Below are 19,663 nucleotides of genomic sequence, written 5' to 3'. Positions count from 1 at the left end.
GGCTGACGCCGCTCCCACAAAAATGCAGTTGCCGGCAGGTGCGCGTCGGTAAGGCCTTTGCCGAGCATGGCTCGGCACTACCTGGGTAGGGTGTGTCGGTAAAGCCTTTGCCGAGCATGGCTCGGCACTACCCTGGTCGGGTTTGTTGGCAAGGCCTCTGCCGAGCATGGCTCGGCACTACAGGTTGGATCAGATGTCTTCGGCTTCTTCGGTGCTTTTGCGCAGGCGGCCGATCTGGGCGGCGGCTGGGCCGCTGAAGGAGATCAGTTCGCGGCCGCGCAATACCATGCGGCCGGTGTGGCGATCCTGGCCGTCGTAGGAGTAGTCGAAACGGAAGCTGCGCTCGAAACCCAGCCAGCCATTGGGCAGACGGCACAGCCGCAGGCCGGTGCTGTGCACGCTCTGGTCCAGCCATTGCACGTCGGCGGCGCGGCTGGCGTTACGGCCAAGTTCGGTGGCGCGGTCGGCGGCGGCGCGGGAGCGGTCCCAGAACGCAAAACCGATTGCGCCGACAATCATCAGGATAAGAAGGGTAGGCATGCGGCCACTTTAGGCGATCCGCTCACCTGTGCGCAGCCTTTCTGTCGGCCACGGATGCCTGTGCGTCAGCGCGCCTCAATGGGTGACTGGCGTCGGAACGGGTTCATCGGGCGGCGGCGGCAAGGGCGCGGTGGAGTTGAATGCCGGTGTTGGCGTGGTTGCAGTCAGTTTGAGCAGCGCCGCCCAGTCCTGTCGGTTGAGGTTGCACTCTTCTTCCTGGCCCGGTGAACAGCTGGCATCTACCGGCGAGCTGGAGGCTTGCGCGTTGCTCTTCGGCAGTTCGAGCAGGCCGGTGCGGTCGAGCATGAGCTTGCGCATCACCACCGAGTTGGCGACATTGCCGCCGATCAGGTACAGCGTGCGGTCGCCGCCCATGTTGGCGCTGACCACGATTTCACAGTGCGATTTCCAGTTGCCGGCGCGACCGCTGCCCAATGCCTGGACAAGCCCTGCGTAGTTCAAGGTGCTGCTGCGGTCACGCAGGAAGCACAGCATGTCGCCCGGGGCAGGCTTTTCGCTGGCAGGGTCGGCCAGCCGGAATGGTGTGCCATTGCTGCCACCCTGATAGGCGGCGCGGATGTAGTCGATATGACGAGGCGATCGGGTAAAGCCGGGCACGGCGGCGCGCGTCATCACCCAGGAAATAAAGGCAGCTGACCAGGGGTTGTCGATCAGGAAGGCGCGGCAATCGCTGTCTGTGTAGCGGTTGCCGGCTGGCTGCGCGCAGCTGCTGGCGCCGGCTATCGCGCCCATTGGCCCCAGCGTGCCGCTGTCGCGCCAGTAGCCGGCCACGCGTTGCCAGGCGATCAGGCCGTTGTCGGCGAGGTGGTCGTTCTCGGCCTCGGTGACGCCAAGGCTGGCGATGCGGCCATCACGGTCGATGAAAGGGCGGTACCACAGTCGGTGCTCGCCGCAAGCCGCTGCGACGACGGCCTTGGCGGCTTCGCTTACGCCGTAGCGTGGCGGGATATCGCAGGCTTCCGCTGCCAACGCAGGAACGGCGGGGAGCAGCAACGTCAGGCCACACAGCAGGTATCGATATGCCACAGCAGGCTCCGCTAAGGATATTGGGGAAGTGTTGCAGCCGGCAGCGTGTGCGTACCGTGAGTCAGGCTGGTGGCGGGCCCAGTTTGAGTGACAGATCGATGGCCTGCACGTGTTTGGTCAGGCCGCCAATGGAAATGCAATCCACGCCGTCTTCGGCGATGGCGCGCAAGGTGGTCATGTCGACGCTGCCGGAGACTTCCAGTGGAATCCGCCCGGCGGTGATGCGCACGGCATCGCGGCGCATGGCGGCACTGAAGTCGTCGATCAGGATGCGTTCGCAACCGGCGGCCAGGGCCTCCTGCAACTGCTGCAGGTCTTCCACCTCGACCACCAGTGGCAGCTGCGGCTGCTGGGCGCGGGCGGCGTGTACGGCAGCGGTCAACGAGCCGGCGGCGCGGATGTGGTTTTCCTTCAGCATCACCGTATCGAACAGGCCGATGCGGTGGTTGTCGCCGCCGCCGCAGCGCACCGCGTACTTCTGCGCCAGGCGCAGGCCGGGCAGGGTTTTGCGGGTGTCGAGGATGCGTGCCTTGGTGCCTGCCACCGCCGCGACGTAGCGCGCGGTGATGGTGGCGGTGCCGGACAGGGTCTGCAGGAAGTTGAGCGAGGTGCGCTCGGCGCTGACCAGGCTGCGGCTGCGCCCGCTCAGGGTTGCCAGCACCGTGCCGGCGCTGACCTGGTCGCCTTCCAGCACCCGCCAATCGATTTGTACCTCCGGGTCCAACGCCCGGTGGGTAGCGTCGAACCAGGGCCGGCCGGCGATCACCGCATCCTGCTTGCACAACAGGTAGGCGATATCGGCGGCATCGGGCAACAGCGCGGCGGTGACGTCGCCGCTGCCGATGTCCTCGGCCAGGGCGCGGGCGACATCGGCGTCAATCTGTTCCTGCGGTGGGGCCAGCGGCGGGTGTGGCAGCATTATTTGGCCGGGAAGTCGGTGATCTGGGCGGTGGCGATGGCTTCATCGGCCAGCAGCACCGGAATGCCGTCATCGACGCGGAAGACCTGTTTGCGGTCGCCGCTGATCAGGGCCTCGCGCAGTGGTTGTGCCTGAGCGCTGCCGTCGGCGCGGGTCACGCCGCCGCTGCTGATGGCGCGGTTGAGGGCTTCCAGGCCAGCGCTTTCCAGCAGGAACAGCGGTTGGCGGGTATCGGGGGAGACGAGCAGGTCGAGCAGTTTGCGGTCCATCAGGTCGTGGTCTTGCTGGGAAGACGGCTAGAATACGTCTTTGCAGCAGGTGACGGCCAATGACCCCCAACCACCCCGCGCCGCTAGTCGGCATCGTGATGGGTTCCCGCTCAGACTGGGAAACCATGCGGCACGCCGCCCAGAAGCTTGATGCTTTGGGCGTTCCGTATGAAGTGAAGGTAGTTTCGGCGCACCGGACCCCGGATGTGCTGTTCAGCTATGCCGAGCAGGCGGGCCCGCGTGGTCTGCGTGCGATCATCGGTGGCGCGGGCGGCGCGGCCCACCTGCCGGGCATGCTGGCCGCCAAGACTGCCGTGCCGGTGCTGGGCGTGCCGGTGCAGTCCAAGGCGCTCAATGGCATGGATTCGCTGCTGTCGATCGTGCAGATGCCGGCGGGTATCCCGGTGGCAACCTTTGCCATCGGCAATGCGGGCGCATCCAATGCGGCCCTGTTCGCTGCGGCCATGCTGGCGGCCGAGCAGCCGCAGATCGGTGCCGCGCTGGAAGCCTTCCGCGCACGCCAGACCGAAGATGTGATGGCCGCGGACGATCCGCGCCAATGATCACGGTTGGCATTCTGGGCGGCGGGCAGTTGGCCCGCATGATGGCGCTGGCGGGAGCTCCGCTGGGCCTGCGTTTCGTGGTGTTCGATCCGGCGGCTGATGCCTGTGCAGGGCAGGTGGCGCCGTTGCAGGTGGGCAATTTTGATGACACCGAGGCGCTGGCTGCGTTCGCCGCCAAGGTCGACGTCATCACCTTCGATTTCGAGAACGTGCCAGCGGCAAGCGCGCATTGGCTGGCCGAACGCAAGCCGGTGTTCCCGAATCCGGCTGCCTTGGCGGTGGCGCAGGATCGGCTGAGCGAAAAGACCCTGTTCCAGGAACTGGGTATCGCGTTGCCGGCATTTGCCGATATCCGCAGCCGCGACGAACTGGCCGCCAAGGCTGCCGAGTTCGGCATGCCGTGCATCCTCAAGACACGGCGGCTGGGCTACGACGGCAAGGGCCAGTTCCGCATACGCGAAGCATCCGATATCGACACTGCGTGGCAGGCGTTGGGCGCGCAGGTCGACAAGACCGGGTTGATACTCGAGGGTTTTGTGGCATTTGAACGGGAAGTCAGCGTGGTGGCCGTGCGTGGTCGCGACGGTGAGTTCCGCGCCTGGCCGCTGACCACCAACTGGCATGTGGATGGGGTGCTGTCGGCCAGTCTGGCGCCGGCTTCGTTGTCTGACGAGCAGCAGGCGACCGCGATTGCCTATGCGCGCCGTGTTGCCGAGCGCTTGGACTACGTTGGCGTATTCGCGCTGGAGCTGTTCTGCCGTGGCGATGCGTTGCTGGCCAACGAAATGGCACCACGCGTGCACAATTCGGGTCACTGGACCAGTGACGGTGCTGAAACCTCGCAGTTCGAGAACCATATCCGCGCCGTGCTTGGTCTGCCCTTGGGCGACACCCGCATGCTCGGCCATGCCTGCATGCTGAATTGGCTGGGGCAGATGCCCGACGCCAAGGCGGTGCTGGGCGAAGCTGCCGGTCACTGGCACGATTACGGTAAGCAGGCCCGCGATGGCCGCAAGGTCGGCCACGCCAACCTGCGTGAGGACGCGCCGGCGGCGCTGGCGGAGGCCTTGCTGCGCGTGGGTGAGGCCTTGGGCCGGCAGGAGCAGGTCGCACCAGTGGTTGAAGTCCTGCGTCGCGGCGGCATGACGGCGAGCTAATCATTGCCGGCGTAAGGTTCTCCAGTCCCAACTGGAGAACTTCCCATGCTCGACTGGAATGATTACCGCCGTGAGTTGAAGGGGCGTATCGGTGAGCTCGGCAAGCTCTCGCCGGATACGCTCAAGGGCTATATCACCTTGAGCGGTGCGGGCGCGCAGACCAACCATCTGGACGGCAAGACCCGCGAGCTGATCGCGTTGGCGGTGGCGGTGACCACGCGTTGCGATGGCTGCATCACCACCCATGTCGACGCTGCCTTGAAGCAAGGCGCCAGCCGCGAGGAAATTGCCGAGGCGCTGGGTGTGGCAGTGGCGCTCAATGCCGGCGCGGCGCTGGTGTATTCGGCGCGGGTGCTGGATGCGGTGGCTGCGCACGAGTGAGGTGGGGGCTCCTGGCCCGCTCAGAGGACTTCCAGGTCGTCGTCCCTGCGCAGGCGGTAATCATTGTGGGGGGAGCCTGAGAATCTTCAGGGCGTCATTCCCGCGCAGGCGGGAATGACAGCTTGGAGCCGAGGCCGAAGCACTGCATGTATCCGGTTGCGGCCGAGCACGTTCACGCCATCACCGGCTCTCAGCGCAGTTGCGCCGTCACAAAATCCCAGTTCACCAGCTTCCAGAACGCCTGCAGAAAGCGCGCGCGATCATTCTGGTAGTCAATGTAGTACGCGTGTTCCCACACATCGCAGACCAGCAGGGGCGTACTGTTGCCGGTCAGTGGTGTGTTCGCATTGCAGGTGCTGACGACGGCCAGTTTGCCGTCCGGGTGCTGTACCAGCCAGGTCCAGCCAGAGCCAAATATGGCCAGTGCCGCCCGATTGAACTCCTCGCGCAGCTTGTGCACGTCGCCGAACTGGCGATTGATATGCTCGGCCAGCGCTCCGTGCGGATCGCCGCCTGCGCGTGGATGCAGACATTGCCAGAAGAAGTCATGGTTCCAGGCCTGCGCTGCCGCCTGAAACAGACTGCCTTGGCTGCTGCGCACGATATCTTCCAGCGGCAAACCGTCCAGCTCGGTGCCAGCGATCCGTGCATTGACCGTATCCACGTAGCCACGGTGGTGCCTGCCGTGATGCAGGTCCAGGGTTTCGGCGGAAATGTGGGGCTGCAGCGCGGTACGGGCGTAGGGCAGTTCAGGAAGTTGGACGGGCATCGGAGATTCTTTTCGGGGCAGGGCGCCGGGAGTTGGCCGGCTCGGCTTACAATGGTCAACCACGGGAAAGTCTATCCGACCAGGACGGGCCGTTCTTTCGCAGTAGGGAGAATTCGAATGCCGGTGATGGAACAAATCCAGGCTGAGGTGGAGCAACACCCCCTCGTCCTGTTCATGAAGGGTACGCCGCAGTACCCGATGTGCGGCTTTTCCAGTCGCGCTGTACAGGCGCTGTTGGCTGCCGGTGCGATCAACCTGCGGACCGTCAATCTGCTGGAGTTCCCGGAAGTGCGGGCCAATCTGGCGCGCTATTCGAACCTGGCGACCTTCCCGCAGTTCTTCATGCACGGGGAACTGATTGGCGGCTGCGACATCATTCTGGAGCTGCTGGAGTCCGGTGAGCTCAAACGTATTGTTGCCGAGGCCGGGCAAGCGTGAGTGCCCAACCTCGGGGGGGCGAGGGCGCCGATCTTTCCGGTCGGGTAATTCTCATAGCGGGTGCGGCGGGGGGCTTGGGCGCAGCGGCGACCCGGGCCTGCACCGAAGCCGGGGCGACGGTTGTGATGCTTGGCCGCAAGGTGGCCAAGCTCAATCGGGTCTATGACAGCGCGGCACAACTGGGCCCCGAGCCACTGCTGTATCCGTTGGATCTGGAGGGCGCCAGCCCGGATGACTACGCTGCCTTGGCCGAGCGCTTGGCGTCTGAAGTAGGGCGTCTGGATGGCGTGCTGCACTGTGCGGCCGATTTCGCCGGGCTGACTCCGTTCGTCAGCGCTGATCCTGCCGCCTTCGCCCGTGCCATCCACGTCAATCTGACCGCGCGTGCTTGGTTGACCCAGGCCTGCCTGCCGTTGCTGCGGCAACAGCGCGATGCTGCGGTGGTGTTTGCGCTGGATGATCCGCGGCGTGTTGGCCAGGCCTATTGGGGTGGCTACGGGGTGGCCCAGTACGGGCTGCGCGGGCTGATCGAGAGCCTGCACCACGAGTTGCAGAATGGTCCGGTCCGGGTGTGCGGGCTGCAGCCGGGGCCGATGCGTACCGGTTTGCGGGCGCGCGCCTATACCCATGAGGAAGACGCGACGTCGGTGGATCCGCTCAATTACGCCGCCGCAAGTGTGCAGTTGCTTGCCGCCAGCGGCGCGCAGTGGCGTGGAAAGGTGCTGGACCTGGCTCCGTGACCATCCTTTCGGCGGCCTTGCTGCTGTTTCTGATCCTGGACCCGCTGGGTAACATTCCCGTCTTCCTGAGCCTGCTCAAGCCGTTGCCGCCCCGCCGCCAGCGGGTGGTGCTGGTGCGTGAGCTGCTGATCGCGCTGGCCGTGCTGATGGCTTTTCTCTGGGGCGGCAAGTACGCACTGGAGTTGATGCACCTGCGCCAGGAGTCGGTCGCCATTGCGGGTGGCATCGTGCTGTTCCTGATCGGTATCCGCATGATCTTCCCCCGGCCGGAGGGCCTGATGGGCGCGGTACCGGATGGCGAGCCCTTCATCGTGCCGATGGCGATCCCGTTGGTGGCCGGGCCTTCCGGCATGGCAGCGGTGATGCTGATGGGCAGCAATGAGCCGGAGCGGCTGGGCGACTGGAGCCTGGCGTTGCTGCTGGCCTGGGGTGGAACGGCGGCGATCCTGATGTCGGCAACCCTGCTGTACAAGCTGCTGGGCGCCCGGGCCTTGACCGCCTTGGAGCGGCTTATGGGTATGCTATTGGTCGCAATATCGGTACAGATGCTGCTGGATGGTCTGGGGACCTATCTGGCGTCAATGCGCTAACTGCTTGATCTGCCGTAGGGGAAACTGCGGCAACGCAACATGGCTGTCTTCTTGCGGTCATAAATTGTCATTACCGTGTTAACCTTATCTTAACCGTTGCGGCTGTAACCGCCTCGGAAGGGACCCCCAAGATTCAAGACGATCAGGCGCCCGGTTGACCCCGGGGCTGATGGATCGCGCTTTTTCTCAATCGCCAACTCGTTTCGAGGCTACCCACCCATGAATCATCCGCGTATCAAGATGTCCAAGCTTGCACTTGGTCTTGTCGTCGCACTTGCGGCTGCTCCGGCTTTCGCACAGAGCACCTCTGCCGGCGTCGGCGGTCAGGTCACCTCCGCTGGCGGTCAGCCGGTGGCTGGCGCTGAAGTCACCATCACCCACGTCGAGTCGGGCACGGTCAGCCGTGCGACCACCGACGCTGCTGGTCGTTACAACGCCCGCGGTCTGCGCGTTGGCGGTCCCTACACGGTGACCATCACCAAGCCCGGCGAAGGCACCAAGACTGAAGACGGTATCTACCTTGGCGTGAACCAGAACGGTACCGTCAACGCAGCGCTGACCGGTGACCTGGCTGCCACCAACCTGGAAGCCGTGCAGGTCATGGCCGTTGCGGGTGGTTCGGAAGTGTTCAGTGCAACCAAGATGGGTTCGGGCACCTCGGTGAGCCGCCAGACCATCGAAGCGCTGCCGTCGATGAACGGCAACGTGCAGGACTACATGCGTCTTGATCCGCGCGTGGCTTTCGTTGACCGCGCTTCGGGCTCGATCTCCGCCGGTGGCCAGAACCCGCGTTACAACGCAGTTCGCATCGACGGTGTCAATGCGTCCGATACCTTTGGTCTGGAAGGCAACAACATGCCGACCAAGCGCCAGCCGGTTTCGATGGAAGCGCTGGAAGCGATCAACGTTGACATGTCCAGCTACGACATCACCATCACTGGCGCCACCGGCGCTGTGGTTGATGCCGTTACCAAGTCCGGTACCAACGAGTTCCACGGTTCGGTCTACGGTTACATGCGCGATGGTTCGTGGTTCGGTGACAACCCGGGCGGTGGCAAGTTCGACGGCTTCAAAGACGAGAAGACCTACGGTGCCACCTTCGGCGGCCCGATCATCAAGGACAAGCTGTTCTTCTTCGCCAACTACGAGAAGTACGAGCAGGCTGCTCCGGGTGCAGACGTTGAAGGCAGCCCGATCGGCAAGGGCACCATCAGCCTCGGCGACATCGCCGAAGCACAGAAGATCTTCCAGGAGCGCTATGGCGTTTCGGCCGGCGATTATTCGTCTGCCTCGGATACCGATCTGGAAGAGTACGCGCTCAAGATCGACTGGAACATCAACGATGCCCACCGTGCAAGCCTGCGCTACAGCAAGCTTGAGCAGAGCAAGTTGCGTGTGAATGGTTACTCCACCACGGCGGCTTCGCTGAGCTCGTACTGGTACCAGCACAACAAGGAAATCGAAACCTACGTCGCTCAGCTGTTCAGCGACTGGAGTGACAATTTCTCGACCGAGTTCAAGGCCAGCTACCGTGATTTCACGGCGGTGCGCAACCCGTCGGCCAAGGGTACTCCGGCTGTCAAGATCGACTTCGGCACGATGCATTCGAGCCAGGAATACGGCAACAGCCCGTATCTGTGGATGGGTACCGAAAGCAACACGCAGTACAACGAGCTGTACACCAAGACCTGGAACTACTTCGGTTCGGGTCAGGTGACGCTGGGTGACCATGATCTGAAGTTCGGTGCCGACTTCAGCAGCAACGACATCAACAACGTCTATGCGCCGTACGTTGATGGCTACCTGGAATACGTCGGCATGGACGCGTTCCGCAACAACACCCCGGTGCAGACCATCTGGCGCAATCCGGTGTCCGGTGGTGTTGACAGCCTGGCTGCCAAGTACAAGTACGAGACCCTGGGTCTGTTCGTGCAGGACACCTGGTACGTCAACAACAATCTGACGTTGACCATGGGCGTTCGCGCCGACAAGTACGACACCAATACCCGTCCTGCCTACAACAAGCAGGCGTCGGAGTACTTTGGTTATAACAACACCTCCATTGGTGACAACAGCTTCCTGATCCAGCCGCGCTTTGGCTTCAACTACACCTTCGACTCGGATCGTCCGACCCAGTTGCGTGGTGGCGTTGGCCTGTTCCGCGGTGAATCGCCGCAGGTTTGGCTGGGCAACATCTTCGCCAACACCGGTGTGAACTTCAGCCAGACGACCGAGTACCCGATCAAGGGCACCTCCAAGCCGGCACAGCAGGTTGTGAACTTCGTTTCCGACGACTTCAGCACCCCGTCGGTGTGGAAGGCGAACCTGGCGTTCGACCGCGAACTGCCGTGGTACGGCATCGTCGGTTCGGCCGAGTTCCTGTACTCGAAGGTCAAGGACGGTCTGTACTTCAAGCGCCTTGAACTGGTGAAGCCGAGCTATGTTGCTGGTCCGGACCAGCGCGACTTCTTCTGGAAGACGATCTACGGCACCACCGGCACCTCCAAGTCGACCGCCCCGAGCTGGGTGAGCGATGCAGTGCTGTTGGACAACACCGACAAGGGTCGTACCGCGCAGTTCACCGCCTCGCTGTCCAAGCCGTTCAGCGAAGAGAGCGACTGGGCGTGGACCTTGGGCTATACCTACACCGATGCCAAGGAAGTGGCGAGCAACACCTCGTCGGTTGCCACCTCGAACTGGAACAACAACTACATCTTCCAGGCCAATGAAGATGCGCTTGCACGCTCGCGTTATGAGATCCGCGACCGCGTCTCGGGCTCGTTGAACTGGAAGCACAAGTTCTTCGCCGACTACGAAACCCAGGTCGGCCTGTTCTATGAAGGTCGTACCGGCCGTGCCTACAGCTGGGTGTACTCCAACGACATGAACGGCGATGGCCGCACCTATAACGATCTGTTCTACGTGCCGAAGGGCCGTGGCGACGTGATCTTCAAGGGTGGCGCAGCGATGGAAGAGGCGTTCTTCAAGTGGATGGATGCCAATCCGGAACTGGCACGTTACGCAGGTTCGGTTGCTCCGCAGAACTCTGGCCGTGCTGGCTTCGTCAACACGTTTGACGTTCGCATCACCCAGCAGCTGCCGGGCTTCATGAAGGGTCACAAGTCGGAGATCTGGCTCGACGTCCAGAACATCGGCAACATGCTCAACAAGAAGTGGGGCCGCATCTATGACTACGGCTTCTATGCTGACCAGGGCGTAGCCAACTTCATCGGTGTCGATCAGGCCACCGGCAAGTACATCTACGACTTCCGCGCGGAACGCCAGGGCAACCAGTCGGCTACGTTGACCGAAGGCGCCTACGCCAATGCCGACGCCGATGGCTTCAACACCGGTGTGTCCCTGGGGGCGCTGCAGTGGGGCGTCCGCAAAATGTTCTTATCCTCTTATTGATCGTTTTTAACCCTAACACGGCCGGGGTAACCCGGCCGTTTTCTTTTTAATGGGGGGAGCGCTAAAGTCGATCGCCAAAGAGGAAGGAGCAGTTGTGGAAATGACCAAGAATGAAGTGGCAGCGAGGGCGCTGCCGGTGCAGGACGCACGTATTTATCCGCGCGGTGGTCTGGATGTGTTGTCGCGGGCAGAAGTGGCGCGGTTGCGCGACGCTTCCGGCGGCGGCATGCATGAACTGCTGCGGCGCTGTGCGCTGGCGGTGCTGACCAGTGGCAGCGCCTCGGACGATCCGCGCGCTGCGCGCGACCTGTATCCGGATTTCGACGTGCAGGTGACCCAGCAGGACCGTGGTGTCCGCATCGACCTGAGCAATGCGCCGGCGGTTGCGTTCGTTGATGGCGAGATCATCCGCGGTATCGCCGAACTTCTGTTCTCGGTGGTGCGCGACCTGGCCTATATGGCGATCGAGCTGGGGCCGGAATACGCCTCCGATCTGGAGACCTCCGACGGCATCACCAATGCGGTGTTCGGCGTGCTGCGCAATGCGCGCATCCTGCAGCCCAGCGACCCGAATCTGGTCGTGTGCTGGGGCGGTCATTCAATCTCGCGTGACGAATACCTGTACACCAAGCAGGTCGGCTATGAGCTGGGCCTGCGTGGCCTGGACATCTGCACCGGCTGCGGCCCAGGCGCGATGAAGGGGCCGATGAAGGGCGCCACCATTGCCCACGCCAAGCAGCGCAAGACCAATACCCGCTACATCGGCATCACCGAGCCGGGCATCATCGCCGCCGAGTCGCCGAACCCGATCGTCAACCATCTGGTGATCATGCCGGACATCGAGAAGCGCCTGGAGGCGTTTGTCCGTCTCGGCCACGGCATCATCGTGTTCCCGGGTGGCGTCGGTACCGCCGAAGAGATCCTGTACCTGCTCGGTATCCTGTTGAGCGAGGAGAACAAGGACCTGCCGTTCCCGCTGATTCTCAGTGGCCCGGCCATTGCTGCGCCGTACTTCCAGCAGATCGATCGTTTCATCCGCTTGACCCTGGGTGACAAGGCGGCGGAGCGCTACGAAATCATCGTTGGCGACCCGGTTGGTGTGGCTCGCAAGATGTCGCAAGGCATCAAGCGCGTGCGTGAGTTCCGCCTGGCACAGCGCGATTCGTTCTTCTACAACTGGCAGGTGGAGATCCCGCTGGCCTACCAGCAGCCGTTCGTGCCCACGCATGAAGCCATGGCTGGCCTGGACCTGCACAAGGGCCGCCCGGCGCCGGATCTGGCCGCCGACCTGCGTCGTGCGTTCTCCGGCATCGTTGCAGGCAATGTCAAGGAAGAGAGCATGGCCCGGATCGAGGAGTTCGGCCCATTCAAGATCCACGGCGATACCGAGATGATGCAGGCGCTGGACGAGCTGCTGCGCGCGTTTGTCGAGCAGCGCCGGATGAAGATTTCCGGTGAGTACCGCCCTTGCTATCAGGTAGTTGCCTGATCAGCGGGATCAGGCGGGCAGGGTGATGGTGGTGATGTGGCGGCCGTTTTCGATGCGGGTCGCCACGTCGCCAAGTCCTCCCGTCAGCGCCCGGATACGGGCGCGAGACGATTCGAGCCCAACCTTGTGGCCAGTGCGCAGGTTGGGTGCGCCAGCTGGCGGCAGGTCGTTCTCGATGATGATGGCGAGTGAGTTGGCCGCCTGCTGCAGGCGCACATGTATCTTGCCGCCGTCGGGCGATGGCTCGACGCCGTGCCGTATCGCATTCTCGATCAGTGGTTGAATGGAAAGCGTCGGTACCAACTGCTGCGGAATGGGATCGGGCAGCTGCCAGTGGATCTGCATGCGCTCGCCGAAACGCAGGCCTTCTATTTCCGCGTAACGCTTGGCCAGTGCGATTTCCTCGCTCAACGGGATCGCGCGCGGGCCTGCAAGTGCTGCCCGGAACAGATCGGCCAGATCCAGCAATAGTCGCTCCGCATCCTGCGGGCGTTGATGGACCAAGGCGGCGCCGGTGTTGAGCGTATTGAACAGGAAATGGGGGCGGATCCGCGCCTGCAGGGCTTCCAGCTCTGCCTGCTTGGCTCGCACCGCCAATTGCCGTTGACGCCAGTGGCTTTGGAAGGCGATCAGCGTCACCAGGCCAACCAGCAAAGCCATCGTGGTGAGCTTTACTGCGAACATCGGCCAGCCTTCGGCCGGGACCAGCCAGGTGTCGTGCAGCAAGATGGCCGCCAGTGCGGTGACCAGCCATGTACTGCAGAGCAGGGCCATCAATGCGACCACTGCGATCTGTGACGCCGTCGCGCGGCGCAGGTGCCTGCGTGCGACATAGAGCAGCGCCAGTGACGCCAGTGCCACCCATTGGATGGTGAATGAAGCCAGTCCGAAATAGGTCAACAGGTCCGTGCGCGCGCTTTGTGCCATGGTCAGCAGGGCGGCCAGTGCCTCTCCCGCCAGCATGATGCGAATGATGGTCTGGGCCTGGCTGATGGGGTCCAGGGGGTTCAGTTCGGCCTGCTCGGGTGTGGGCATGCGCTGCGGATATCCGTCGATGGGCAAAGGGGCGGAAGCTGACGCCATTCGTGCGCCGGAACGTGCCGTTCATCCCTGAACCGATGGAGTAGCTGCCGTCCTGCAAATAGAGTAAGTCGTCCAAATGGGGAAAGGTATGCCCAGCATTCATCGAGCAGCAGTGCGTGCGTCGGGGCGCCGTCGTGGCCGGGGCTTCAGCTTGGTCGAGCTGATGGTGACGGTGGCGATCGCGGCGATTCTGGCTGCCATTGCTGTTCCGTCGTTCCGGTCGTTCATCAACGCCAGCCGGTTGACCTCCCAGTCCAACGAGCTGGTTGCCGCGCTGCAGCAGGCGCGTAGCGAGGCCATCAAGCGCAATACCCGGGTGTCGGTCTGTGGTAGTGCCAATGGCGCGACCTGCGGCGGCGGTTGGGCCAACTGGCTGACCGTGATTGAGTCGAATGGTACGGTGCTGCGCGTCAATCAAGCGAAGGCGCCGGTACAGGTGACATCGGGCGTGGCGCGGATCACCTTCCGCCCGGATGGTTTGTCCAATACGGCCGTCAACAGTGCCGTGACGTTCTGTATTCCGACGGCGAGTCCGGCAGACAACCGGCGCACTGTGACTCTCGCCTCTGCTGCGCGTATTTCCAGCAGTCGCGTGGATGGTGGTGGCGTGTGTCCCTGAGCCGAGGTCAAAAACAGATGAAAACTGGAATGTACACTTCCGCAGCCGCCTTCGCGCCCCGCCAGCAGGCGGGCGTCAGCTTGATTGAAGTGATGGTGTCCGTGCTCGTACTGGGCGTTGCCCTGCTGGGTATCGCAGCGATGCAGGCGACGGCGCTGCGCAACGGGCAGAGCTCGCTTGAGCGTAGCCAGGTTGTTGCTTATTCGTATTCGGCGATCGACGCAATGCGCGCCAACCGCCAGGCTGCGCTCGCCGGTTCCTACAACACCGATGGCATGGAGTGCGAGATTCCAGCTGGCGGTTCGCTGGCCAAGAATGACGTAAGCCGTTGGATCGAGTCGCTCAAGGCAGGCATGACCAAGGATCCTGATGACGATGACAGCATCTGCGGGCAGATCACCTGTGCTGCCGGGCTATGTACGGTGACCGTGCAATGGGACGACTCTCGTGGCAGCAAGGGTAATGCGGCAGCTGACAATGCTGCCAATGTTGAAGGCGGTACGGCGCGTCAGGTGCAGACGGTGGTGAGGCTATGAAGGGGAACCGGGCAATGCGCATGAGGGCACCTGCCGGTATGGCTGGCATGACCCTGATCGAACTGATGATCTCGCTGGTGATCGGCCTGGTTGTGCTGGGAGCGGTGGGGATGATCTTCATTTCCAGCCAGCAGGCCTATCGGACCACGGATGGGCTGGGCAAGGTCCAGGAGAACATGCAGTTTGGTTTCGAGATGATGGGCAGGGACATCCGTGAAGCCAGCGGCAACCCATGTGACATCGGTCTGCCGGTTGCAAACGTTGCAGACCTGGCTGGTGCCAACTGGTGGAGCACCTGGTCGCAGTCCGTGCGCGGTTATGACAATGGCGCCCTGACCGGTTCGCTGGCAGGTAGTGACGCGCTGCAGCTCTTGCTGGTGGGCAATGAATTGGCCAACGTCACGGCGTATGCCGGCACCGTGTTCACCGTCGACAAGAGCACCGGAATGGCGGCAAACGATGTGTTGATGGTTTGCGATACGAAGCAGGTTGCGGTGTTCCGTGCGGGTCCGGTCACTGCGACCACCATCAGCCATTCCAATACGGGCAATTGCAGCACCAGCCTCAACGTGTTGCCGGCTCCTTGCAACCCCGCCGCGCCAGCTTATCTCTACCCGCTGAATTCGGTGATCAGCAAGCTCAATGGCGTGCGCTGGTTCGTGGCCGATAACGGCCGTGGCGGCACCTCCCTGTTCCGTGTTCTCAATGGTGCCGCCAGAGAAGAGATGGTCGAGGGTGTATCCAACATGCAGATCGAGTACCTGCAGGACCCTGCGACCACCGACTATGTCGCCGCCGGCGCGGTTGCAGGTTGGCAGGACGTGACGTCGATCCGCATCACATTCACCGTCAATAGCGATAGCGCGGTGGGGAGCGGCAATGTCCCGCTGACACGGCAGCTGGAACAGGTGGTTACCTTGAGGAATCGTGCGCAATGAACATCAATCATCGCTTGGCTGCAGGGTCCGCACGGCAGCGCGGCGCAAGCCTGCTGGTGGTGTTGCTGATCCTGATCGTGATCACGCTGATCGGCTTGGCCAGCATCCGCGGAACGCTACTGCGTGAACGCATGAGCGGCAACATGTACGACCGAAGCCTGGCCTTCCAGTCCGCCGAATCGGCCCTTCGCGAAGCGGAGGTTGCAGTTCGTGCTGCCGTGGTTGCTGGTAATACGATCGGCACCAACTGCAGTGTTGGCGCGACCCCGTGTCCAATACCACCAGCCAGTACCTATACCGGCGGCGGCGCAGGGTGGGTCAATGGCACGGCGACCCAGGCGCAGGCTGCAGGCCGACCTCAGTACTTCGTCCAGTATCTCGGGCAACGCGAGAGCACGGACGAACTGCAGCAGAACCAGAGCGCCAACGCCAATCAGTATGGTGGCGGTGGCGGTGTAACGCTGGAGTCGTTCTATCGCATCATCGCGCGCAGCCACGATCCGGCTGCAGTTACCGATCGCGCGGTCGTCGTCCTGCAATCCAACATCACGGTCAAATAAGGACCGTCGCCTTGGGGCTCTGAAAGATCATGAATACCTATTCCGGCAATAAAGACAGTCAGGCGCGCTCGGTGAGAAGCAGGTTCGGTGCTGTTGCGATTGGCCTGTTCGCCGCGCTGTGTGCCATGCAGGCGCCTGCGGTGGAGATTGCACAATCGCCGATGTTCGTCGGCAGCGACGTTCCTGGCAACCTGGTGCTGGTGCCGTCGGTGGAATACCCGACGCTGATCAGCCAGGCCAATATCGGCAGCTACGATGGTTCTCGTCGCTATTCGGGTTACTTCGATCCCAACAAGTGCTATCTGTACAATTACAGCTCTAACGAGCCCGATCGGTACTTCTATCCGACCGGTGCAGCCAGCTCATTCAATTGCCCCACCGATAAGCAGTGGAGCGGTAACTATATGAACTGGGCGGCGACCCAGACCATCGATCCGTTCCGCTCGGGGTTGACTGGCGGCTATCGCGTCGTGGATACGCCGACAACCACCATTCTCGAGAAGGCCAGGCATCACGGTTCGGGTCTATTCCCCAATCGGGTGATCTCCAATGCAACTTCGGTCAAGAACCTGACCGGTGCGACCTGGAACAGCCTTACCGTCAAGATTGAAGGTCTTGGCAATCGCATGCGTTTCAGCTCCAGTGGCGATCTGAACGGCACTCCAACTGCCTACGATCCTTCGAAGCACACCTTGACGCAGTCGGGCAAGAACAGTGACCCAGGGGTTGTCTATGAAGTCAGCGTCCGTGTGAAGGTCTGCGATGCCAGTGTGGGCGTCGAAACCAACTGCGTGAGGTACTCGGAGGGCTGGAAGCCTGAAGGTCTGATCCAGGAGTACTCCAAGCGCATCACTTACAGCATTTTCGGCTTTCTCAACCAGTCCGGGAATCAGCGCAACGGTGGTGTCCTGCGCGCTCGCCAGAAGTTCGTCGGCCCCAGTACCCATTACCCCGAACAGGGCATCCTCGACAATGCGAGGCGGGAATGGGACCCCACCACTGGCGTGCTGGTGCGCAACCCCAATCCGGCGGATGCCGCTGCGACGGCAGCAACAGGCATCGTGGACAGCGGCGTCATCAACTACCTCAATAAATTCGGTCAGATGACCACCGCTGCACCCAAGAGCAACGACCCGGTGAGCGAGTTGTACTACGCAGCCCTGCGCTACTTCCGCGGGCTGGGGAATCTCGCCGAATACACCAACAACATCAACTACACCTATGCCGACGGATTTCCGGTCATCACCGACTGGGACGATCCGATCCGTTACTCCTGCCAGGTGAACGCGGCGCTGGGTATTGGCGACGTCAATACCCATGAAGATCGAGATATTCCGAATACTGCGCCTGAGAAGGACCTGGATCTTGCGATCAAGTACACGCAGAAGATCTTCGATCTCGAAGGCATCACCACCAAGGCAAATGCGACCAGCTTCAGTGGCCGCGGCAACTCTGCATTCATTGCGGGTCTGGCGTACTACGCCAACACCAACGACATCCGCACCGACGTAGTTGGCCAGCCGAATACGCTTGGCAAGCAGACCTTGTCTACGTATTGGGTGGACGTGCGCGAGAACCAGATCCTTGAACCGAAGGCAACCAACCAGTATTGGCTGACTGCCAAGTACGGTGGCTTTGACGCGCCCATCGGTTTCGATCCGATGACCACGACCGGGTTGACGACGTCCTGGTGGCATACCAACACCGACTACCTGACCAGCGGTTCGGGCGGTGGTGTCACCAGTACGCCCAATAGCTATCCGCGTCCTGACAACTTCTACGTGGCCAGTGAAGCCGACAAAATGGTTGCCAGCCTGCGCCAGGCGTTCGAGTCGATCGCGCGCAAGGCCGAAGGTTCAGCTAGTTCGTTTGCCAGCAATTCGACCAAGCTCGAGGCTGGCGCGCGCACCTTCCAGGCGCAGTTTGTTACTGGCCAGAACCGCGAGTGGGCAGGGCGCTTGTATGCATACGACGTCAACACCGACACCGGTGCGCTCACGCAGGCGTGGTCGGCAGCTGATCAGTTCCCGGTTTGGGGGCCGACCAACGCAACGACCAATGCCCGGCAGATCTTCTACAACAACGCCGGAACCTTGGCAGGTTTTCAGGGTGCTGTTGGTGGATTGTCGGCTTCCGTCGTCAATTACCTGCGTGGTGATCGCTCGGGTGAGAAGAGCAATGGTGGCGCCTACCGCAACCGCCTGAGCCTGCTTGGCGATATCGTCAATTCGCAGCCGGTGTACGTCGGTGCGCCCAATGCGCGCCTGTACACGAAGAGTTCCTTCACCGGCGCGAGTGGCTATGCGGCTTTCGCTTCCACCCAGGCCACGCGTACGCCGATCGTGTATGTCGGTGCCAACGACGGCATGCTGCACGCGTTCAATGCCAGCACCGGCAAGGAAGTGTTTGCCTTCGTACCGACCGAGGGTATGTCCAAGCTGACCGGGACGCAGAAGTTCACCGATCCACTCTATGAGCATACCTATACAGTCGACGGCGCCATGACCGCTGCAGATTGGTATGACGGCACCAAGTGGCGGACCGCGCTGGTGGGCACCATGGGGCGTGGCGGCAAGACCGTTTTTGCCCTGGATGTCACGGCGCCTGGCACCCCGAAGTTGATGTGGGAGATCAGCGATGCGTCGCTGGGCAACAATCTTGGGCAGCCGATCATTTCCCAGGTGAGTGATGGACAGTGGCGTGTGCTGCTCGGCAATGGTCCGAACAGCACCGATGGCATCGCCAAGCTGGTGGTGATCAATATGGCCAATGGCGCCGTATCCACCGTCTCCACTGCTGTGGGGGGTGACAACGGTCTGGCTGGCATCAACGCCTGGTCCGCTGCAGGCAACGGTCTGGTTGATACCGTCTATGCCGGCGACATGAAGGGGAATCTGTGGCGCTTCAAGCTGGCCACCGGTACGGCGAGCCGGCTCTATGCGGCCGGTGATACCAAGCCCTTCACTGCTGCTCCGCTGGTGGCGGTCAATCCCAAGACCCTGCAGACATGGGTATTTGCGGGCACAGGCCGTTACCTCAATTCGGCTGACCGCGCCAACAAGAACGTGCAGACCTGGTACGGCTTGATCGACAAGGGGGCGACGATCTCCAGTGGATTGGAGGAGGTCAGCATTCTCGATGAAGGCAAGATCGGTGCATATGATGTCCGCGTCATTGAGCGTGTGGAGACAGTGGGGGAGAACGGCTGGTACATGAACCTGGTGCCTCCTACTGGCGTTGCTGCAGGCGAGCGTATGGTCGTGCCCAACTTCTTCCAGGGCCTGACCCTTATTGGCACGACGCGTATTCCGGATTCGGCCGATGTCTGCAGCCCAACCGGTAAGGGCTTCACGATGGCGATCGATCCGTTCACCGGCGGTCGGTTGTCTGGCGGCTTCTTCGACGCCAATGGTGATGGCGTGATCGATGGCAAGGATTCGCTCAACGGCGTGCCAGGTTCCGGCATTGGTTACGGCAGCAGCCCCAATAATCCAATCTTCATCGGCGACAACATGTACACGAGTTTGGATGACGGCACCTACGCCAAGACCAAGACGAACACGAACAATGGCAATATCAAGCGTGTTTCCTGGCGTGAACTGATCGGGGATTGA

19 protein-coding genes are annotated in these 19,663 nt (G+C 62.2%); 13 read left to right on the top strand and 6 right to left on the bottom strand.

Translation table 11 applies throughout. The features are described from left to right. Nucleotides 1-189 precede the first annotated feature (189 nt). The 4 genes from ACVOLV_RS09380 to ACVOLV_RS09365 all read right to left on the bottom strand — a co-directional run bounded on the left by ACVOLV_RS09380 (nucleotide 190) and on the right by ACVOLV_RS09365 (nucleotide 2,775). Nucleotides 190-540, bottom strand: a complete 351-nt coding sequence (locus ACVOLV_RS09380; RefSeq protein ID WP_481554144.1) for a DUF3301 domain-containing protein — start codon at nucleotides 538-540, stop codon at nucleotides 190-192. A gap of 75 nt (nucleotides 541-615) precedes the next feature. Then, nucleotides 616-1,587 (bottom strand): DUF2272 domain-containing protein, encoded by a 972-nt coding sequence (locus ACVOLV_RS09375; protein WP_481554143.1) that lies wholly within the window; start codon nucleotides 1,585-1,587, stop codon nucleotides 616-618. A gap of 61 nt (nucleotides 1,588-1,648) precedes the next feature. Further along, the gene (gene nadC / locus ACVOLV_RS09370; protein WP_481554142.1) at nucleotides 1,649-2,506 is read right to left on the bottom strand and encodes a carboxylating nicotinate-nucleotide diphosphorylase; all 858 of its coding nucleotides are present in this window, start codon (nucleotides 2,504-2,506) and stop codon (nucleotides 1,649-1,651) included. Then, nucleotides 2,506-2,775, bottom strand: coding sequence for a Trm112 family protein (locus tag ACVOLV_RS09365; protein ID WP_481554141.1), 270 nt, complete (start codon nucleotides 2,773-2,775; stop codon nucleotides 2,506-2,508). The genes nadC and ACVOLV_RS09365 overlap by 1 nt, the downstream gene beginning before the upstream one ends. A gap of 59 nt (nucleotides 2,776-2,834) precedes the next feature. Here ACVOLV_RS09365 and purE point away from each other — a divergent pair, with 59 nt between their 5' ends. The 3 genes from purE to ACVOLV_RS09350 are packed head-to-tail and all read left to right on the top strand — an operon-like array spanning nucleotide 2,835 to nucleotide 4,876. Beyond that, nucleotides 2,835-3,338 (top strand): 5-(carboxyamino)imidazole ribonucleotide mutase, encoded by a 504-nt coding sequence (gene purE / locus ACVOLV_RS09360; protein ID WP_481554140.1) that lies wholly within the window; start codon nucleotides 2,835-2,837, stop codon nucleotides 3,336-3,338. Beyond that, nucleotides 3,335-4,495, top strand: a complete 1,161-nt coding sequence (locus ACVOLV_RS09355) for a 5-(carboxyamino)imidazole ribonucleotide synthase (protein WP_481554139.1) — start codon at nucleotides 3,335-3,337, stop codon at nucleotides 4,493-4,495. Before purE ends, ACVOLV_RS09355 begins: the two co-directional genes overlap by 4 nt. A 45-nt stretch (nucleotides 4,496-4,540) precedes the next feature. Next, entirely contained in the window at nucleotides 4,541-4,876 is a 336-nt protein-coding gene (locus ACVOLV_RS09350) for a carboxymuconolactone decarboxylase family protein (RefSeq protein WP_282267792.1), read from the top strand. A 190-nt stretch (nucleotides 4,877-5,066) separates the two neighbouring features. Here the strand turns inward: ACVOLV_RS09350 and ACVOLV_RS09345 are convergent, their stop codons facing one another. Continuing rightward, nucleotides 5,067-5,645, bottom strand: coding sequence for a superoxide dismutase (locus ACVOLV_RS09345; RefSeq protein WP_481554138.1), 579 nt, complete (start codon nucleotides 5,643-5,645; stop codon nucleotides 5,067-5,069). A 117-nt stretch (nucleotides 5,646-5,762) separates the two neighbouring features. Between ACVOLV_RS09345 and grxD the strand changes: the two genes are divergently transcribed. The 5 genes from grxD to ppnN all read left to right on the top strand — a co-directional run bounded on the left by grxD (nucleotide 5,763) and on the right by ppnN (nucleotide 12,313). Further along, nucleotides 5,763-6,083 carry a Grx4 family monothiol glutaredoxin gene (grxD, locus tag ACVOLV_RS09340; protein WP_303750038.1) on the top strand — a complete coding sequence of 107 codons (321 nt, stop codon included), beginning with the start codon at nucleotides 5,763-5,765 and terminating at the stop codon, nucleotides 6,081-6,083. Next, nucleotides 6,080-6,823, top strand: coding sequence for an SDR family NAD(P)-dependent oxidoreductase (locus ACVOLV_RS09335; RefSeq protein ID WP_481554137.1), 744 nt, complete (start codon nucleotides 6,080-6,082; stop codon nucleotides 6,821-6,823). The genes grxD and ACVOLV_RS09335 overlap by 4 nt, the downstream gene beginning before the upstream one ends. Continuing rightward, entirely contained in the window at nucleotides 6,820-7,413 is a 594-nt protein-coding gene (locus ACVOLV_RS09330; RefSeq protein ID WP_481554136.1) for a YhgN family NAAT transporter, read from the top strand. The genes ACVOLV_RS09335 and ACVOLV_RS09330 overlap by 4 nt, the downstream gene beginning before the upstream one ends. Before the next feature lie 219 nt (nucleotides 7,414-7,632). Further along, complete coding sequence (locus ACVOLV_RS09325) at nucleotides 7,633-10,824, top strand: TonB-dependent receptor (RefSeq protein ID WP_481554135.1); 3,192 nt, start codon at nucleotides 7,633-7,635, stop codon at nucleotides 10,822-10,824. 100 nt (nucleotides 10,825-10,924) lie between these two features. Beyond that, on the top strand, nucleotides 10,925-12,313 hold the full coding sequence (gene ppnN / locus ACVOLV_RS09320) for a nucleotide 5'-monophosphate nucleosidase PpnN (protein WP_481509853.1): 1,389 nt from the start codon (nucleotides 10,925-10,927) through the stop codon (nucleotides 12,311-12,313). Between the two features lie 9 nt (nucleotides 12,314-12,322). Here ppnN and ACVOLV_RS09315 read toward each other — a convergent pair whose 3' ends face one another. Further along, entirely contained in the window at nucleotides 12,323-13,348 is a 1,026-nt protein-coding gene (locus tag ACVOLV_RS09315) for a sensor histidine kinase (protein WP_481554134.1), read from the bottom strand. 136 nt (nucleotides 13,349-13,484) lie between these two features. Here ACVOLV_RS09315 and ACVOLV_RS09310 point away from each other — a divergent pair, with 136 nt between their 5' ends. From ACVOLV_RS09310 to ACVOLV_RS09290, 5 genes are read left to right on the top strand one after another with little or no spacing between them, the layout of a single operon-like run. Beyond that, nucleotides 13,485-14,015, top strand: a complete 531-nt coding sequence (locus ACVOLV_RS09310; RefSeq protein WP_481554133.1) for a GspH/FimT family pseudopilin — start codon at nucleotides 13,485-13,487, stop codon at nucleotides 14,013-14,015. Nucleotides 14,016-14,044: 29 nt separating this feature from the next. Next, nucleotides 14,045-14,551, top strand: coding sequence for a type IV pilus modification protein PilV (gene pilV, locus ACVOLV_RS09305; protein WP_481554132.1), 507 nt, complete (start codon nucleotides 14,045-14,047; stop codon nucleotides 14,549-14,551). Nucleotides 14,552-14,598: 47 nt separating this feature from the next. Then, nucleotides 14,599-15,489 (top strand): PilW family protein, encoded by an 891-nt coding sequence (locus tag ACVOLV_RS09300; RefSeq protein WP_481554131.1) that lies wholly within the window; start codon nucleotides 14,599-14,601, stop codon nucleotides 15,487-15,489. Further along, a complete protein-coding gene (locus ACVOLV_RS09295; RefSeq protein ID WP_481554130.1) occupies nucleotides 15,486-16,049 on the top strand; it encodes a pilus assembly PilX family protein in 564 nt (187 codons plus the stop codon). Before ACVOLV_RS09300 ends, ACVOLV_RS09295 begins: the two co-directional genes overlap by 4 nt. 29 nt (nucleotides 16,050-16,078) lie before the next feature. Next, the gene (locus ACVOLV_RS09290; RefSeq protein ID WP_481554129.1) at nucleotides 16,079-19,663 is read left to right on the top strand and encodes a pilus assembly protein; all 3,585 of its coding nucleotides are present in this window, start codon (nucleotides 16,079-16,081) and stop codon (nucleotides 19,661-19,663) included.

Source organism: Stenotrophomonas sp. STEN023 (assembly GCF_056760135.1).
The sequence above is the reverse complement of the archived record's forward strand: the minus strand, read 5'-3'. Positions and strand labels throughout refer to the sequence as shown.

Bases quoted from the DNA above. Each gene is read 5' to 3' on its own strand.
- ACVOLV_RS09380 (WP_481554144.1), bottom strand. From the start codon at position 540: ATGCCTACCCTTCTTATCCTGATGATTGTCGGCGCAATCGGTTTTGCG.
- nadC (WP_481554142.1), bottom strand. From the start codon at position 2,506: ATGCTGCCACACCCGCCGCTGGCCCCACCGCAGGAACAGATTGACGCC.
- ACVOLV_RS09365 (WP_481554141.1), bottom strand. From the start codon at position 2,775: ATGGACCGCAAACTGCTCGACCTGCTCGTCTCCCCCGATACCCGCCAA.
- purE (WP_481554140.1), top strand. From the start codon at position 2,835: ATGACCCCCAACCACCCCGCGCCGCTAGTCGGCATCGTGATGGGTTCC.
- ACVOLV_RS09355 (WP_481554139.1), top strand. From the start codon at position 3,335: ATGATCACGGTTGGCATTCTGGGCGGCGGGCAGTTGGCCCGCATGATG.
- ACVOLV_RS09350 (WP_282267792.1), top strand. From the start codon at position 4,541: ATGCTCGACTGGAATGATTACCGCCGTGAGTTGAAGGGGCGTATCGGT.
- ACVOLV_RS09345 (WP_481554138.1), bottom strand. From the start codon at position 5,645: ATGCCCGTCCAACTTCCTGAACTGCCCTACGCCCGTACCGCGCTGCAG.
- grxD (WP_303750038.1), top strand. From the start codon at position 5,763: ATGCCGGTGATGGAACAAATCCAGGCTGAGGTGGAGCAACACCCCCTC.
- ACVOLV_RS09325 (WP_481554135.1), top strand. From the start codon at position 7,633: ATGAATCATCCGCGTATCAAGATGTCCAAGCTTGCACTTGGTCTTGTC.
- ppnN (WP_481509853.1), top strand. From the start codon at position 10,925: ATGACCAAGAATGAAGTGGCAGCGAGGGCGCTGCCGGTGCAGGACGCA.
- ACVOLV_RS09315 (WP_481554134.1), bottom strand. From the start codon at position 13,348: ATGCCCACACCCGAGCAGGCCGAACTGAACCCCCTGGACCCCATCAGC.
- ACVOLV_RS09310 (WP_481554133.1), top strand. From the start codon at position 13,485: ATGCCCAGCATTCATCGAGCAGCAGTGCGTGCGTCGGGGCGCCGTCGT.
- pilV (WP_481554132.1), top strand. From the start codon at position 14,045: ATGTACACTTCCGCAGCCGCCTTCGCGCCCCGCCAGCAGGCGGGCGTC.
- ACVOLV_RS09300 (WP_481554131.1), top strand. From the start codon at position 14,599: ATGACCCTGATCGAACTGATGATCTCGCTGGTGATCGGCCTGGTTGTG.
- ACVOLV_RS09295 (WP_481554130.1), top strand. From the start codon at position 15,486: ATGAACATCAATCATCGCTTGGCTGCAGGGTCCGCACGGCAGCGCGGC.
- ACVOLV_RS09290 (WP_481554129.1), top strand. From the start codon at position 16,079: ATGAATACCTATTCCGGCAATAAAGACAGTCAGGCGCGCTCGGTGAGA.